Genomic DNA, 14,770 nt, shown 5'->3' with positions numbered 1-14,770 from the left:
TTTGGTCGGCATACATGCACCTCTAGCTACATGTTATGCCCGAACACAAAATTTCTGACAGTCTCCACCACCGTGGCCAAAATGCTTGCCACGCATGATCTTGCGCAGGTAGCTCAGGCTCACAACGAGTTCCTTGAAAGGAAGGCCGGTTTCCAAAAGGCCGTAGAGGCCTACGACTCGCTGATCACCGATGATGAAGAGCGCGCGCTCGTAGAGGGTCTGAAGAGCACTTATCAGGGCTACATCGAGCGTGCCGAAAAGGTCTATACGCTGATCAACGAGAATCAGGCAGAGGCCGGAAGGGCGCTCGTCTGGGGCGAGATGAAGGCCATGGCGGAAAGTATCGAAGCCGCCTCGGACGCTCAGTTGCATGCACAACGGGGCGGCTTTTTCGGCTGGTTCAACCGTTCCTTCGACCGCAGCGCTGACCGTTACCAGCGAGGCGTAAGCGGTGTGATCAACCATCGCGGGCGGGCTCTGCTGGTGTACGTGCTGGTGCTGGTGGCCATGGCGGTGGGTTATGTCAGCCTGCCCACATCGTTTTTGCCGGATGAGGACCAGGGCGCGCTGATGGCGCAGATCCAGCTGCCGGTAGGCGCTACCGACAGCCGTACGCAGGCGGTTATGAGGCAGTTCGAGACCTACATGCTCAAGCAGCCGGAGGTCGAGGCACTGATCAGTATCTCCGGGCTGGGGATGGGCGGTAACAGCCAGAACACTGCCAGGGCGTTCATCAAGCTCAAGGACTGGAGCGAGCGTTCCGGCAAGGGGCAGGGCGCAGCGCAGGTGGCTCAGCGGGCAACGCTGGCGCTGGCAAGCATTGGCGACGCCAGCGTGTTTGTCATGCAACCGCCTGCGGTGCGCGGGCTGGGGCAGAGTTCGGGGTTTGATGTGCAGCTCAAGGACCTTGGCGGCGTGGGGCATGAGGCGCTGGTCGCGGCACGCGAGCAGTTTATCGAGCTGGCGAAGAAGGACCCGAGCTTGCTGGGCGTGCGCAGCAACGGCCTGGACGACACCCCACAGTTAAAAGTGACCATCGATGACCGCAAGGCCGGTGCGCTGAGCCTGTCTACCAGCGACATCAATTCGACCCTGTCCACTGCGCTGGGTGGCAGCTACATCAATGACTTCCTCAACCAGGGCCGGGTGAAGAAAGTCTACGTGCAGGGCGAGGCTGCTTCGCGCATGCAGTCAGCCGATCTGAACCACTGGTTCGTGCGCAACAGCAATGACGAGATGGTCCCGTTCTCGTCGTTCGCCAGCAGCAGCTGGAGCTATGGCTCGCCGTTGCTGGAACGCTACAACGGCAATTCGTCGCTTGAAGTGGTGGGTGATCCTGCGCCGGGTGTCAGCTCGGGCACAGCAATGGATGCCGTTGAAACGATCATCAAGCAACTTCCCGAAGGCATCGGGTACGAGTGGACCGGGCAGTCCTATCAACTGCGTTTGTCCGGCGCTCAGGCGCCGATGCTCTATGCCATTTCAGTGCTGTTCGTGTTTCTCTGCCTTGCAGCCCTGTACGAGAGCTGGTCGGTGCCGTTCTCGGTCATGCTCGTGGTGCCGCTGGGCGTTGTCGGCGCGGTTCTGGCGACACGGCTCAGCGGTTTGAGCAATGACGTGTACTTTCAGGTCGGGCTGTTGACCACCGTGGGCCTGGCGGCAAAGAACGCGATTCTGATCGTCGAGTTCGCCAAGCATCTTCAGGAGCAGGGGAAAAGCCTGCATGAAGCCACCCTCATTGCTGCCCGGCAACGCCTGCGCCCGATTCTTATGACTTCGCTGGCGCTCATGTTCGGTGTACTGCCGCTGGCCCTCAGCACCGGCGCAGGCTCGGCTGGGCGCAATGCAATCGGCACTGGCGTGCTGGGCGGTATGTTCAGCGCCACCGTGCTGGGTATTTTCCTGGTGCCGCTGTTCTTCGTCGAAGTCCGACGCCGCTTCAGTCGTTCTGCAGGCAATGCTCCGGTTGCCCAATCCACATCTACAGGTGAAGCATGATGCGTCTTTTCTGGCCTTCGCTGGCTGTCACGGCGCTGCTCACAGGCTGCGTCAACCTGGCTCCGGATTATCAACGCCCCGAAGCGCCTGTATCGAACCAATGGCTGCCGGCGACGGCGGGCCAACCTGTTGCGTCAGGCAGCGTGCCCACGGATATCGACTGGCAGAACTTTTTCACCGACAAGCGTTTGGTACGTCTGCAAACCCTGGCGTTGGTGAATAACCGTGATCTGCGCCTGGCCAGCCTGAATGTCGAGAAAGCCCAGGCTCAATACCGTATCGAGCGTGCAGCGAGCCTGCCGACCATTGATGCCAGTGGTAGCGGCACGCATACACGCACGCCGTCATCGACCTCGATGACCGGCAAGTCGTCGATCAGCCACGAGTACAGCGCGCAGTTGGGCTTGAGCAGCTATGAGCTGGATGTGTTCGGGCGTATCCAGAACCTTCAGGACGAAGCGCTCGAGGATTACCTGGCGTTGACCGAAACACGGCGCAGTACGCAGATCAGCCTGATCGCCGAAGTGGCAACCGGCTGGCTGACCCTGGCCGCCGACAACCAGCTTCTGAAACTGGCTGAAGACACGTTGGCCAGCCAGCAGAAAAGCTACGACCTGACCAGAAACAGTCATGCGCTGGGCGGCTCTTCCGGCCTGGAAGTGGCTCAGGCGCAAACCACGGTAGAGTCTGCAAGGGGCGATGTGGCGCAATATAAAAGCCAGATTCTTCAGGACCGCAACGCCCTGCGCCTGCTGGTGGGCAGCGATCTGCCGGAGGAGCTTCTGCCCACTGCCGAGGTGCCATCCGTGGCGCAACTGGTGCAGGTGCCGGACGAATTGCCCTCCAGCCTGCTGCAACGTCGTCCGGATGTGCTGAGCGCCGAACACAGCCTCAAAGCAGCGAACATCGACATTGGCGCAGCGCGTGCCGCGTTCTTCCCCAGCATCACCCTCACCGCCAATGCAGGCTCTGCCAGTACCAGCCTGTCAGGTCTGTTCAAGTCCGGAACCGGCGCGTGGAGCTTTGCGCCAAGTATCAGCGTGCCGATTTTCGACGGCGGCGCCAATCGGGCCACGCTTGACTCGGCCAAGGTGGAAAACCAGATTCAGATCCAGACCTATCAGCAGACGATTCAGACTGCGTTCAAAGAAGTGGCCGATGCACTGGCGGTGCGCAGCACGCTGGACGAGCGGGTGGCTGCACAACAGGCCTATACCGATGCCAGTCGCAAGAGCTACGAACTTGCCGATGCCCTGTATCGCGGCGGGTCGCAGAGCTATCTGGAGGCACTTGAGTCCCAGCGCTCGCTGTACAGTGCCGAGCAGGAGCTGATTTCCCTTCGCCTTACCGAGCAGAGCAACCGGGTAACGCTCTACAAGGTCATGGGCGGCGGATGGAATCCGCGGTGACTTTTTCTACTAGCCTTTGAATAATTGCCTCGCTTAAACGTTTTACCCTTACCTGCAGTGCGGTCATTTAGATGCTCGCACTGTGGTTTTGATCCTTCATGAACAGGAGTTCTCATGAAACCCTCCCAGCCGAAGTACGTCCGCGCTCTGTCGCTGCTGGTCACTTCACTTATCATTCAGACGCCAGCCCAGGCTCGTACGCCGTCCTCTGCAACTGCCGACAACATTTCCCGGCTTGCGGTGGTCAACCCGGTCAGCGCGTGCTCTGCGCTGACCGGCGTGGACCTCAACGATATCGGCGGGCAGGGCAGTCGTGTGCTATCGGCCAGTGAATCAATGCGCAACGATGTAGCAGTGTGTGCCGTGGAAGGCCGATTGGCACCGCAGATAAACTTCAGGCTTGAACTGCCTACCGGCACTTGGGCACAACGCTACTTGCAAGTCGGCTGCGGTGGGCTGTGTGGCAACGTCAACTCGACCGTACGCGCCGCTGATGGCTGTAAGCCGCTTGATACCGGTGCATTTGCAGTAGCCTCCACCGACATGGGGCATCAGGCGGCAGATAACCATTTTGGCGACGACCCGCAGAAACGCGCCGATTTCGCTCACCGTGGCGTGCACCTCACCGCGCTGGCGTCGAAAAAGCTGATCACTGCGTTTTATGGTCGCAAAGCCGAATACGCCTACTTCAGTGGCTGCTCGGACGGCGGCCGGGAGGCCCTGATCGAGGCCCAGCGTTACCCGGACGATTTCGACGGCATCATCGCCGGGGCTCCTGCGCTCAACTTTCAGGTACAGAAAACGCTGTACCACGGCTGGATGGCCCGCTCCAACCGAGGGGCAGACGGCAAGCCGATTCTCCTCGCTTCCCGACTGCCACTGCTGCACAAGGCCGTACTCGCCCAATGCGATGTGCTGGACGGGCAAATCGATGGCCTTGTATCCGACCCACGCATCTGCCACTTCGACCCCGCCGTACTGCAATGCAAGACAGCAGCCGACACTGCCAATTGCCTGAGCGCAGAAGAAGTGGCTGCTGTCAGACGTTTTTACGAGGGGCCGAAAGACCCTGTCAGTGGCGAACATTTGACGTTGGGCGGTCCGCAGCCTGGCTCGGAACTGGCTTGGGCGGGCGTATTCGTACCGGTCAGCGCCGATCAGCCCGTCTACAGCGAAACGGCTGCACTGGAGGCCATTCGCAATGTGGTGTTCGAGAAGAACCCGAGCGCGGATTTCGATCTGAACGCATTGAACTTCGACAAGAAAACCTTTGATCAATTGCGTCCGCTGCATGCGTTGTACGATGCCACCAACCCGGACCTGTCGCCATTCGCCAGCCGCGGCGGCAAGCTGATTCTCTGGCACGGCTGGGCCGACCCTAACATCTCGCCGCTCAACACCCTGGCGTACCACGAGGCGGTCGAAGCACAGATGGGCAAGACACGCACCGAGGCGTTCTCACGGCTATATATGTTGCCCGGTGTTTATCACTGCGGCGGCGGGGAAGGGCCAAGCCTGGTTGATCTGCTGACGCCGATCATGGCCTGGGTTGAAAAAAGCCAGGCACCGGATGCGATTGTCGCCCGACATGCAGGCCCCGAGAAGGCTGGCAACCGGCAGAGACCGCTGCCAAAAGCCCTGCCAGCATCGATGGTCAAGGAAAACGTCGGTAATCGCGGGCGTACCCGCAAGGTCTTCCCGTACCCGTTCATGGCCGAGTACGACCACAAAGGCTATTCGAAAAACGCGAACAGCTACCAGCGCGCCCAGCCATTGACCACGGAAAAAACACCGCACTGGATGGGGGCAGGCTTCTTCAAACCGCATGCGCCTCTGGAGCGTCAGGTTGATTAGCTATTACACCTGCGCGCAGTGAGCGAATTATTTTCTCCTCGTTCTTGACATGACATGCGAACCAGTACAGAATTGCGTCCATTCCTGAGCGAGGAATTGAAAAAACCCCTTTAGATTCAATTGGTTGGAAGCCAAAGAAATACCGGTTTCCCGCGAAATGAAAATACGTTTGATGTTTAAGTGAAGCATCTTTCGTTTGAGGCCGAGTAGCAAAATGGTTATGCAGCGGATTGCAAATCCGCCTACGCCGGTTCGATTCCGACCTCGGCCTCCACTATTCAAAGCCCCGCAGATTAACGTCTGCGGGGTTTTTTATTGGGCGCGGGAAAGTGATGGGGTTTGAAAACCGAGCTCAGCCGCTATTTAAAGCGGCTTGCGTTGATATAGCCGTATTGGTTTTGCTGATAAATCGTGTAAGGCAGGAGCAATGTATCTACGACGCCTGATAAGCCCATGTCCAGTAAAACCCACTCGGGAGCATTGGTCTTCTGATAAGCGCTACTCTGTTTGGGCTCTACGTTCAGTTCACAGAAATCGAGCATAACTCCCCTGTAAACGCGCGGAATGGAGGAGCAATTTGATTTCCAGTCAGTGAGCTTTTCACCTGCGACGGAATCGGGCCTGAACGTTGTGTTGATTGTTCCGCATCCCGTCAAAGCAAGCGTGAGCAATAGCAGGCACTGAATTTTCAGATGATGCACACATGACTCTTTTTGCGTTACGAAACCTGGCTTCATGACCACGCTCCTTGTGTTTTCAATGCAATTGGGACGGCAGAGCGAGCGCGCGAGGCACATGCCCGTCGGTGTTGCATGATCGCCGTGGGTGTTCAATGGATGGTTGTTTCGCCGGGAATTGATCTGTCACATGCAGCACGATTATTGCTTGCCATGCCCAACCAGCCTGTCAGGCATAACCGAGGTAAACCCGATGAGCAAACCCCTTGTCCGATGGCCGATCAGCCCGCGCAGAACGGCGGTCATCGTCGTAGACATGCAAAAAGTCTTTTGTGAGCCTACCGGGGCGTTGTACGTAAAAAGTACAGCGGATATCGTCCAGCCGATCCAGACGCTGCTGCAGGCCGCGCGGGCTGCTCAGGTGACGGTGGTTTATCTGCGCCATATCGTGCGCGGCGATGGTTCGGACACCGGGCGCATGCGCGATTTGTACCCGAATGTGGACCAGATACTGGCACGGCATGATCCGGACGTTGAGGTTATCGAAGCGCTCGCGCCCCAGTCGGATGATGTGATTGTCGACAAGCTGTTCTACAGCGGCTTTCATAACACTGATCTGGACACGGTGCTGCGCGCGCGGGATGTCGATACGATCATCGTCTGCGGTACGGTAACCAACGTGTGTTGTGAAACCACGATCAGGGACGGCGTGCACCGGGAATACAAGGTTATCGCCCTGAGTGACGCCAATGCTGCAATGGACTACCCGGATGTCGGTTTTGGTGCAGTTTCAGCCGCAGACGTTCAGCGTATATCGCTGACAACTATTGCCTATGAGTTCGGAGAGGTCACCACGACCGCCGAGGTCATCCGGCGTATTGAAAGTGCGTATCCGCACGGGAGATAAATGTGCGCAGTTCTGGGCCGTTTTTCATCTGTGCGCATTCAAACCATGCGTTCCGTTTCAGACCGTTTGATCTGGCTTGAACGGTCGATACGGCTAACTGTTTGTATGAATTGTGAATTCTTGCAGTGGCATGCTTTCTGCTCTCGTCTCGCTGACCTTCACCCTTGCCGGTGAAACTTTCCCGCACGGTGTCAGCGAGAGGAAGCAGCCGTATGACTCTGCACTATGTGCCCATTATCAACCTGGCCCCTTATTTTTCAGGAGAACCGGACGGCAAGGCAGCCGTGGCGCAGGCAGTCAATCAAGCGTGTAAGGACATTGGGTTTCTGGTAATCACCGAGCACCAGATTCCCAAAGAACTTATTAATAAGGTCTCCGGTTTGACCCGCCAGTTCTTTGATTTGCCGCTGGCGGAAAAACGCAAGGTTGATCGTCCCAGCCCGGAGATGGTGCGTGGGTACAGCGCGATAGCCGAGGAGAGCCTTTCATATTCTCTGGAAGAAAGTGCGCCGGGAGATCTGAAGGAATCCTTCTCCATCGGGCCAAGCAACGTGCCGAATGAAGATTATTACCACAACGCCGAAGCAGGTTCGCATTTCGCGCCGAATGTCTGGCCTGCCGAGGCGTTGTTGCCTGGGTTCAAAGAGGCGTATCAAGCTTATTTCGAGGCGATGAGTGAACTGGCGCAATCGTTGATGCGCCTGTTTGCCTTGGCATTGGAACTGGATGAGTGCTTTTTTGATGACAGAATCGACCGGCATATCAGCATGTTCCGCAGCCTGAGTTACCCGGACATCAAGACCGAAGTCGAGGCCGGCCAGTTGCGCGCCAGTGCGCATACTGACTACGGCAGCCTGACCATCGTGCGCCCTGATAATGCACTGGGCGGCTTGCAGGTACGTAATCAGCAAGGCGAATGGGTCGATGCCCTATGTCGAGAACGGTTTTGTGGTCAACATCGGCGACCTGATGATGCAGTGGACCAACGACCAGTGGATTTCCACCCTGCACCGCGTGGTCAACCCGCCCATTAGCAGTGAGCAGGACAACCGTCGGCAGTCACTGGTGTTCTTCCAACAACCCAACTACGACACCTTGATCGAGTGCCTGCCCGGTTGCCTGCCGCCTGGCACCACGCCACGGCACGCGCCGGTGACTTCGGGCGATCACTTGCTGGCCAAGTTCGTCAAACAGACGACCTTCGACGGCAGCAAGGTAGCCTGATATGAGCACACTTTCATACGTCAATGTGTTCGCGCAGGACATCATCGTTTTAAGCGGTTTTTACTCGAAGCTGTTCGGCTTCAGTGAAATAGAGGCCATCAGGTCGCCTATTTTTCGTGGGCTGGATACAGGCAAATCCTGCATCGGTTTCAATGCACTCGATGCCTACGAATTGTTGGGGCTGGATGAGTTTACTGGTAGCACCGGTTGCCGGTTTCTCCTCAACATTGATGTCGATGAGCAATCCGAGGTGGACAGGTTGGTGCCTCAAGCAGTGGCGCTGGGTGCGCGATTGATCAAGGCGCCGTATCTGACGTATTACCATTGGTATCAGGCGGTTTTGCTGGACCCCGAGGGGAATATATTTCGGATTAACTTCATGCTTTAAGTGCTGCGGGCACGTACAACAAAGGTGGCGGGTTGGGCAGTTCACCAGCCCTCACGTTTCAGGTTTTAACAGAAAAATCTACTGGCTGTACTGCTAGCTATCCGGCCCATGGAAGCAGGTCTTCAATTGAGCAACAGGCAAGGCATGCCTGATTCAACAATTGAGGATATGGAAATGAGTGAATCTGATAGTAAGCAACCCAGACACGGTAGGGTAACCAATCCTGAATCCCGTGGTTCTTATGCCATAAAAAAAGGCCTATTGCTGGAATGGGAAGTGGTCGCTATGGAAGGTGGCAAAAACTTTCCAGACCTGGAACCTGGTCTTGCACACGACTTCCCTGGTGTCGATGAACCTAAGTTTGATCCTATTTCGGCTGCTAAACCACCAGCAGACGGATTTATACTGAGTGGCGGGCAAACTGATAACCGGAGATTCGTAAATCTTACTGATAACGGTATTGTTGAAGAAATAAAAAAACAAAACCCGGGTCAGCAAGATGAGGCGTGGCCTCGCTTGAGCGTCAAGCGCGGAGAAGAGTTTAAGGTGACATGGTTCTATGCTGCTAAACATTTGACACGTGGTTACCGTTGGTTTATTACCAAAGACGGATGGGATGAAACTACACCCATCACCCGAGAAGACTTCAAGGGGAAGAACAATGTCGCTGATAAGCATTTCAAAATCGATTCTCAAGATGGGCTGATGTGGAGTGATATTTCTGATCTGGCTCCTGCCGATCAATATCATACTGAGCTTCAGCCGAAAGATATTACATCAGCAACGCTGCCGAGTGATAAGTCCGGGCACCATGTCATTCTTCTTGCCTGGATCATCGCCGAAACCGATAAAGCTTTTTATCAGGCGTTTGATGTCGAATTTGATGCGTCCGAGTCTGAAGAGTGAGGTGACGGAAGTGAAGGGTAAGGGTGCAAGTGTCCAGCGAGACGTCGCCCTCGCTTATTCTGCAAAGTCTGCGCAGATAAGGAATGGGTGATCAGAAGGCCCGGCCTCAGCGCCGGGCTTTTTTGCATCTGCATTGACTGATCAAAAATCACTTTTCCTGAATGTTTCAGTGTCTGCCTGGTCGTTCATGATCGTCAGCTTCCCATTCGAGACGCGGTAGGTTGTCATCGTATCCCCTTGGGAATATTGCTGACGCCAGCGACCCCATTCGCCGGTATCACTCAGGAATGTATTCCAGATGACTCACTCACCCTCCAGTTTGCAGCGATACCTGAAACGGTCGCCATCGTCCCGTCGATAGGCTATCTCAGGTGGATTTTGCTGAACCGTCTTCATGGTTCTGGTTTTACGTCCCATTTCAGCTGTATCCGCGCCACAAACCCCGCCTAGCAAAAATGAGGATTGGGTTTAGCGAGGTATCTCTGACGAGCGGTTCCACGGCAACGAGGCTTCGTAATCTCCTACCGATGTAGCATGCGGCAACCGCTCCACCCTGTTTACGTCTGATTATCGGATCAAGAAGTACATCAAGGACTTCACCCCGGAATCCTTCCTTGACCGAATTGGCGCCTATCGTATTGTTACCTATCAGCGCAAAAAACTTGGCGACTTTTTCAAAGGTGGCGATACGGTATTCCAAGGTTTGATCGCGCATGAGGCGCCGGCAGTTAACCCTCTTGCCGTATCCAGGGAGAAAGACGGTGCGGACGAGAATGGCAATCCACGTATTCAACAGCTCTACCCGATGGCACTGATCACCTATCTCATGGGGGCCGTAAAGAATTGCGGGCTGAAGTAGCGAGCCTGCGAGAGGCTTATTCGCAGGGCAGCTAATAAATAGATTCTACCTAGCTTACTGAGCGCTTTGCCGTTCAACTAATGGAGTTGAGGTGTCTACAGAACCTACCCATCTTAGTGGAAGTACCTTTTTTCCCAATTCAATGATTTTCCGATGCTGTGAGTTCTAACGAACTGTAATCTATCAACTCCTATGGTTTGTGCCAGTTTCTCCGCGTACTCGATTTCCTGTTCGGAGTCATTGTGCTCAAATAAAATGTATTTCCAAATAACATTTTGGAGGGGGTTTAAAGATTTAGCGTCTTTAGTGAATTTTAAAGCCTTTTCAAAGCTTCCTCCTATTCTGTACTTTTCGTAACTTGACTGATGCGCGCCATCTATTGAAACTATGATCTCATCTATAAATTCTCCGTGGACTTTTTCTGCGAAATCATGGTTTCCATTTGTTATCAAGCGCTGTTTGGCGGATGGATATGCCTCTCTTGTTGTCCGTACTATGCCTTTGAAATTGGGGTGATCCAATGGTTCGCCTTGTCCGCAATATTCAATATTATGTACAGCGTAGCCCTCGGAAGTAAGACCATCGACTAGGTTTTTTAGGCGGCTCATGTCAAGGGTGTGGGGGCCTGGCCGAAGACGTATTTGCTTGCTTCTAGAGCAGCCGGGGCAACCTAACCCGCAGGCTAAGGTCGTTTCTATTTGAAAGTAAGAAATAACCTTGGCTCGAAGATGATTGTCTACAGGGTCTGTTGGGCGATTAAGTGCGCAGTGATTGCAAATTCGTCCCCATGGCATGCCCCCTGATACAAATGCCTCTTCGATGGCTTGATACTTTTCATTGGAGAATATCTCCGATGGAGAGAACTTCGCGTTCTTTTGCACCCAGCCCAAATTCATTTGTTCACCGAAATCGTCATCGCATGGTATTTCGCCATTAGCTCTGAGGTATAGTGAACGCAATATTCTGCACGGCATATCTAGCTCCTCGTGGTCGCCAGTCTTTCGGTCGGCGAAACACTAATACTAGTTTAGTGCTCCGAAAATGCAACAAAATCCTATTTCATTCGTTTTCTGGGAGGCTAAAACCGCTCATCAATCCTAGGCACCATTTAGCTATTCTTAAAGGGATGTTCTCCAAATGACTCGCTCACTCTCCAGTTTGCAGCGATACCTGAAACGGTCGCCATCGTCCCGTCGATAGGCTATCTCAGGTGGATTTTGCTGAACCGTCTTCATGGTTCTGGTTTTACGACCCATTTCAACTGAAAGGGCAGCCTTGCATATTTCCGAGGGCGAGAAGTCAGCGCCTTGGGCTCTGGCAACATGAAAAGGCTTAAACTGACTCACGCTTTTTATGTGGAGTTTCAAGTGTGAACAGGCTTTTAGAACGATTGCTTGCCCTTGTTTTGTTTGTGCCTCTGATGTTTGCAGGTGCGTGGCTTGGGTTTGAGATACCTGGAATAGATCACGGCACACGGACAGTATTTTTCGTCGGCTGGATGATCGCTATGGCATTTGTTGTCGATCGAATCTGCACAAGAGTATTCAGGGAAAAGTAGGCAGTAGATCCGGGATCTGTACGACCGCGCCTGGCAACTGAGTAGGGGGCTGGAGATGATGCTTTCAAACCTGAACATTTCCAAGAGGAAGATCATGAGTCCAGCGTGTGCCTCGCATTTGTAACGTCGTCATCAGTGGGGGGGCGGCGGCCCGGGTTGCATGCTTGCGATCGTGCCGGCGAACAGAGACACGGCGCGAAACGCAATTGCCGACCTAGAGCCACGAGATCTCAAAATCTTCAAGCAGAAGCTGAAGAGCGGGGCGGACTTCATAAGAGATGCTCAAACCGGATTCAACGCCGTCATTCGTGAGAGGTACATGAATCTGCCGTGCATCTGCTGTGAGCCATATCGGCATCGTCTCCATGCTGAATGAACAACTGAATCGGAACGCCTGATTCGTAAAGAGGCCGCTGCTCGCGCTTACCAGTCTGGTGGGCTGGTGAGGATGCTTGTTAAGAAGCCGAGTGTTCAGTAGGTCAGGTTTGCTTTTGGTAGGGACTCATCTTTACCGCTAAAAGAGCTCGTTCCTTCGTAAGAGGCTTCAGCGCCGCCTGGAAGTCTGCCATGCGCTAACCCCATATGCTTTCTGATCCGCTGTTAATACTGGCACCGGTCAATCATTCAAGCTCGAAGGAGTGACATTGCTCAGGGCAATTACGTCGGGGGGTGAAAAAACGTTGAGGACCCTACTTTGCAGTAACTGTGGATGTGTCAACCACTGTCAGGCGTTGGACCCTAAGCCGGGTGCTGATAGCTGGGCCTATTTGGACTGGGCCGGGCGAGGTGTATTGTGGCATGGTCGCTCCTTGCGTAGCGGGAGGGGTGCGACTTGTAACGGCGATGGTTACTCTGTCTATTTGGAATTCAGCACCTTGGATGTGTACCAGTTTTCCCGCAGGCCCCGGCTCACTATCAGTGACTGAACACAGTCATCATAAATACCACGTTTACTGTTCTCATGGATCAGCAATGAAAGAATTGAAAGACCTTGTAGACCATCGGGAACCTGCATTACCTCTAGTTGAGAAAATGCTGGCAGACGCATCTGTAAATCATCAATTGCTGCCTTCGTCCGCCGAAAGTTCGAGAGTTCTCACCCGTCTTCAGGTGACAACCAGATCAACGCTGGGCACCATTGCTTACCACACGGGCGGGCTATTGATCGATCACGGCTGGCTTCGTGTCTTGGGTTCCGGCCATCCACTATTGCCTCGAAATCTCGCTGACTGGAACGAAGGTCGCGCAGACGGTTGCTTGCTTGTTTCCGACGATGTCGTCGGCGGGTTCTTTGCTATCAATGGCGGTGGCTTGGGCGATGATGTTGGAGAGATGTATTACTGGGCGCCAGATACGTTGAAGTGGGAACAGTTGGAAATTGGCTATACGGACTTTCTAAGCTGGGCCTTGAGTGACCGAATTGCTATTTTTTACGACGGATTGCGATGGGAAGGCTGGCGTAACAACTTGAGAACGCTTGGCTCAGACCAATGCTTCTCGTTCTTTCCGTTTCTTTGGACACAGGAAGGCTCGATCGATAGAAGCAGCCGGGCAATGATTGATGTCATCAAGCAGTTTGAAATGAACGTCGATCTGTCTCGCTTGTAAACTGCCGTGTTCAACTGGACAAATAATGTTCTGCGCCGCTTTCATTAAGGCTACTGCGTGGTTGATCCTTCTTCATCGCTGTCTTCTGTTCGGGGTCAAGGTCGATGGAGCTTTCTTTGGCGTATTTGACGTGCGCAGAGCGACCCCCAATCGCTGTGACAGCATTCAGCGGTCGAGTGCTTCAGATCTGGAGGTGTGGTCGGTGGGCTGAAGGCCGCCGGAGGATTGAAACAAGAATTGCGGACCACGACTGTTTTTGCGGAACAAAACAAAAAGGGCCTACCCAGCAAAATGCCCAGTAAGCCCTTCATATATGTGGTGCCCCGAGCCGGGGTCGAACCGGCACGTCCAAAGGACGAGGGATTTTAAGTCCCTTGCGTCTACCAATTTCGCCATCGGGGCGGTAGCGCCAAGAGCAGGGAATATATACACCCGGCCCCCATGAAGCAAGCTTGAAAGCGTCACAAATGACTCGGAATGCCGCTTTTTTGCCTGCCGGAAATGCTTGGTAAATCATGAGGCTACGAAATTTTATTGGAGCAAAGGCTGACTTGCAGCGTTCAGACGGCTCAGGCTTTGCTCTCTTTCACCACCGCATCGTTCACTACAGCCTCGACCTTGTCAGCCAGTAATCGCAGGTAGCTCGCCAAGGCCACTTCCTCCAGGCGCAGGCCTTTGCGTTGCCGGGAGCGAGGGAGTTTGGCCAGGTTGCCGAGCAGGAAGCCTTCCAGTACTGCGGGGTGGATGTAGCATTTTCGGCAGATGGCAGGGGTGTTTCCCAGTTGTTTCGAGACCGCCTTGACCATATCGACGATGTGCCGCTTGGCGTCGGCCTCCGGCTCCCAATGCAGTTTCTGCAACGTCGCGAGCGCCAGCGCGCTCGCTGCCCAGGTCCGGTAATCCTTGGCGGTGAAATCCGAGCCGGTAAGGCTTTGCAGGTAGGCGTTGATATCGGATGACGTCACCGCATGGCGCACGCCATCTTCGTCCAGGTACTGAAAGAGGTTTTGTCCCGGCAATTCCATGCAACGCTTGATCACATTGGCCAAGCGCCGGTCTTTGACGCTGACCTTGTGTTCAACGCCGCTTTTACCCCGGAACTCAAAGAGGATCTGGCCGCCCTTTACCTCGACATGCTTGTTGCGCAGCGTGGTCAGGCCGTATGAGCGGTTTTCCTTGGCGTACTGGCTGTTGCCGATGCGGATCAGCGTCGCATCCAGCAATGAAATGACCGTCGCCATGACTTTTTCCCGGCCCATGCCCGGCTGCGCGAGTTGTGCTTCGATCTGTTTGCGCACCTTGGGCAGCGCATGACCGAACTGAACCGCCCCGGGTTTCTCGGAGACCCTTTTGTTTGAGTCATGCCACCTGGGCAGACTCGG

General features: G+C 54.6%; 16 protein-coding genes and 2 tRNA genes. 13 read left to right on the top strand and 5 right to left on the bottom strand.

Going from position 1 to position 14,770, the window contains the following annotated elements; translation table 11 throughout:
* The 4 genes from AO277_RS04780 to AO277_RS04765 all read left to right on the top strand — a co-directional run.
* A partial coding sequence (locus AO277_RS04780) for an efflux RND transporter permease subunit (RefSeq protein WP_218962503.1) occupies positions 1–1,998 on the top strand: 1,998 nt, incomplete at its 5' end.
* Positions 1,998–3,407: an efflux transporter outer membrane subunit gene (locus AO277_RS04775; RefSeq protein ID WP_044319899.1), complete on the top strand. Its 1,410-nt coding sequence runs from the start codon at positions 1,998–2,000 to the stop codon at positions 3,405–3,407. The genes AO277_RS04780 and AO277_RS04775, both read left to right, overlap by 1 nt.
* 114 nt (positions 3,408–3,521) lie before the next feature.
* The gene (locus AO277_RS04770) at positions 3,522–5,261 is read left to right on the top strand and encodes a tannase/feruloyl esterase family alpha/beta hydrolase (protein ID WP_044319898.1); all 1,740 of its coding nucleotides are present in this window, start codon (positions 3,522–3,524) and stop codon (positions 5,259–5,261) included.
* A 200-nt stretch (positions 5,262–5,461) separates the two neighbouring features.
* Positions 5,462–5,535, top strand: a tRNA-Cys gene (locus AO277_RS04765).
* Positions 5,536–5,620: 85 nt separating this feature from the next.
* Here AO277_RS04765 and AO277_RS04760 read toward each other — a convergent pair.
* A complete protein-coding gene (locus AO277_RS04760) occupies positions 5,621–5,998 on the bottom strand; it encodes a YceK/YidQ family lipoprotein (protein ID WP_044319897.1) in 378 nt (125 codons plus the stop codon).
* A gap of 193 nt (positions 5,999–6,191) precedes the next feature.
* Between AO277_RS04760 and AO277_RS04755 the strand changes: the two genes are divergently transcribed.
* The 5 genes from AO277_RS04755 (at position 6,192) to AO277_RS04740 (ending at position 9,363) form a co-directional block, all read left to right on the top strand.
* Positions 6,192–6,845: a cysteine hydrolase family protein gene (locus tag AO277_RS04755; protein WP_044319896.1), complete on the top strand. Its 654-nt coding sequence runs from the start codon at positions 6,192–6,194 to the stop codon at positions 6,843–6,845.
* A gap of 212 nt (positions 6,846–7,057) precedes the next feature.
* Positions 7,058–7,879 (top strand): isopenicillin N synthase family dioxygenase, encoded by an 822-nt coding sequence (locus AO277_RS04750; RefSeq protein ID WP_503434363.1) that lies wholly within the window; start codon positions 7,058–7,060, stop codon positions 7,877–7,879.
* A complete protein-coding gene (locus AO277_RS29940) occupies positions 7,770–8,069 on the top strand; it encodes a 2OG-Fe(II) oxygenase family protein (protein ID WP_503434364.1) in 300 nt (99 codons plus the stop codon). Before AO277_RS04750 ends, AO277_RS29940 begins: the two co-directional genes overlap by 110 nt.
* Position 8,070: 1 nt before the next feature.
* Entirely contained in the window at positions 8,071–8,457 is a 387-nt protein-coding gene (locus tag AO277_RS04745) for a VOC family protein (protein WP_044319895.1), read from the top strand.
* A gap of 144 nt (positions 8,458–8,601) precedes the next feature.
* Positions 8,602–9,363, top strand: coding sequence for a lytic polysaccharide monooxygenase auxiliary activity family 9 protein (locus tag AO277_RS04740; protein WP_099258770.1), 762 nt, complete (start codon positions 8,602–8,604; stop codon positions 9,361–9,363).
* 418 nt (positions 9,364–9,781) lie between these two features.
* Here AO277_RS04740 and AO277_RS29935 read toward each other — a convergent pair whose 3' ends face one another.
* On the bottom strand, positions 9,782–10,078 hold the full coding sequence (locus tag AO277_RS29935) for a hypothetical protein (RefSeq protein WP_054082451.1): 297 nt from the start codon (positions 10,076–10,078) through the stop codon (positions 9,782–9,784).
* Here AO277_RS29935 and AO277_RS28915 point away from each other — a divergent pair.
* A complete protein-coding gene (locus AO277_RS28915) occupies positions 9,986–10,222 on the top strand; it encodes a hypothetical protein (protein ID WP_414702791.1) in 237 nt (78 codons plus the stop codon). The genes AO277_RS29935 and AO277_RS28915 overlap by 93 nt on opposite strands.
* A gap of 113 nt (positions 10,223–10,335) precedes the next feature.
* On the opposite strand, the gene AO277_RS04725 is transcribed toward AO277_RS28915, so the two are convergent.
* The gene (locus AO277_RS04725; RefSeq protein ID WP_180273422.1) at positions 10,336–11,196 is read right to left on the bottom strand and encodes a radical SAM protein; all 861 of its coding nucleotides are present in this window, start codon (positions 11,194–11,196) and stop codon (positions 10,336–10,338) included.
* Between the two features lie 395 nt (positions 11,197–11,591).
* Between AO277_RS04725 and AO277_RS28910 the strand changes: the two genes are divergently transcribed.
* The 3 genes from AO277_RS28910 (at position 11,592) to AO277_RS04705 (ending at position 13,388) form a co-directional block, all read left to right on the top strand.
* Entirely contained in the window at positions 11,592–11,780 is a 189-nt protein-coding gene (locus tag AO277_RS28910) for a hypothetical protein (protein ID WP_080394808.1), read from the top strand.
* Between the two features lie 160 nt (positions 11,781–11,940).
* Entirely contained in the window at positions 11,941–12,156 is a 216-nt protein-coding gene (locus tag AO277_RS29545) for a recombination protein NinG (protein WP_031599121.1), read from the top strand.
* 596 nt (positions 12,157–12,752) lie between these two features.
* A complete protein-coding gene (locus AO277_RS04705; protein WP_044320124.1) occupies positions 12,753–13,388 on the top strand; it encodes a DUF2625 domain-containing protein in 636 nt (211 codons plus the stop codon).
* Positions 13,389–13,704: 316 nt separating this feature from the next.
* Here AO277_RS04705 and AO277_RS04695 read toward each other — a convergent pair.
* Both AO277_RS04695 and AO277_RS04690 read right to left on the bottom strand, forming a co-directional pair.
* Positions 13,705–13,790: transfer RNA gene (locus tag AO277_RS04695), tRNA-Leu, on the bottom strand.
* Positions 13,791–13,957: 167 nt separating this feature from the next.
* On the bottom strand, positions 13,958–14,770 hold an 813-nt coding region (locus tag AO277_RS04690), incomplete at its 5' end, for a DNA topoisomerase IB (RefSeq protein ID WP_099258768.1).

Source organism: Pseudomonas amygdali (assembly GCF_002699855.1).
GTDB lineage: Bacteria > Pseudomonadota > Gammaproteobacteria > Pseudomonadales > Pseudomonadaceae > Aquipseudomonas > Aquipseudomonas amygdali.
This window is presented reverse-complemented; position numbering and strand designations above follow the sequence as displayed.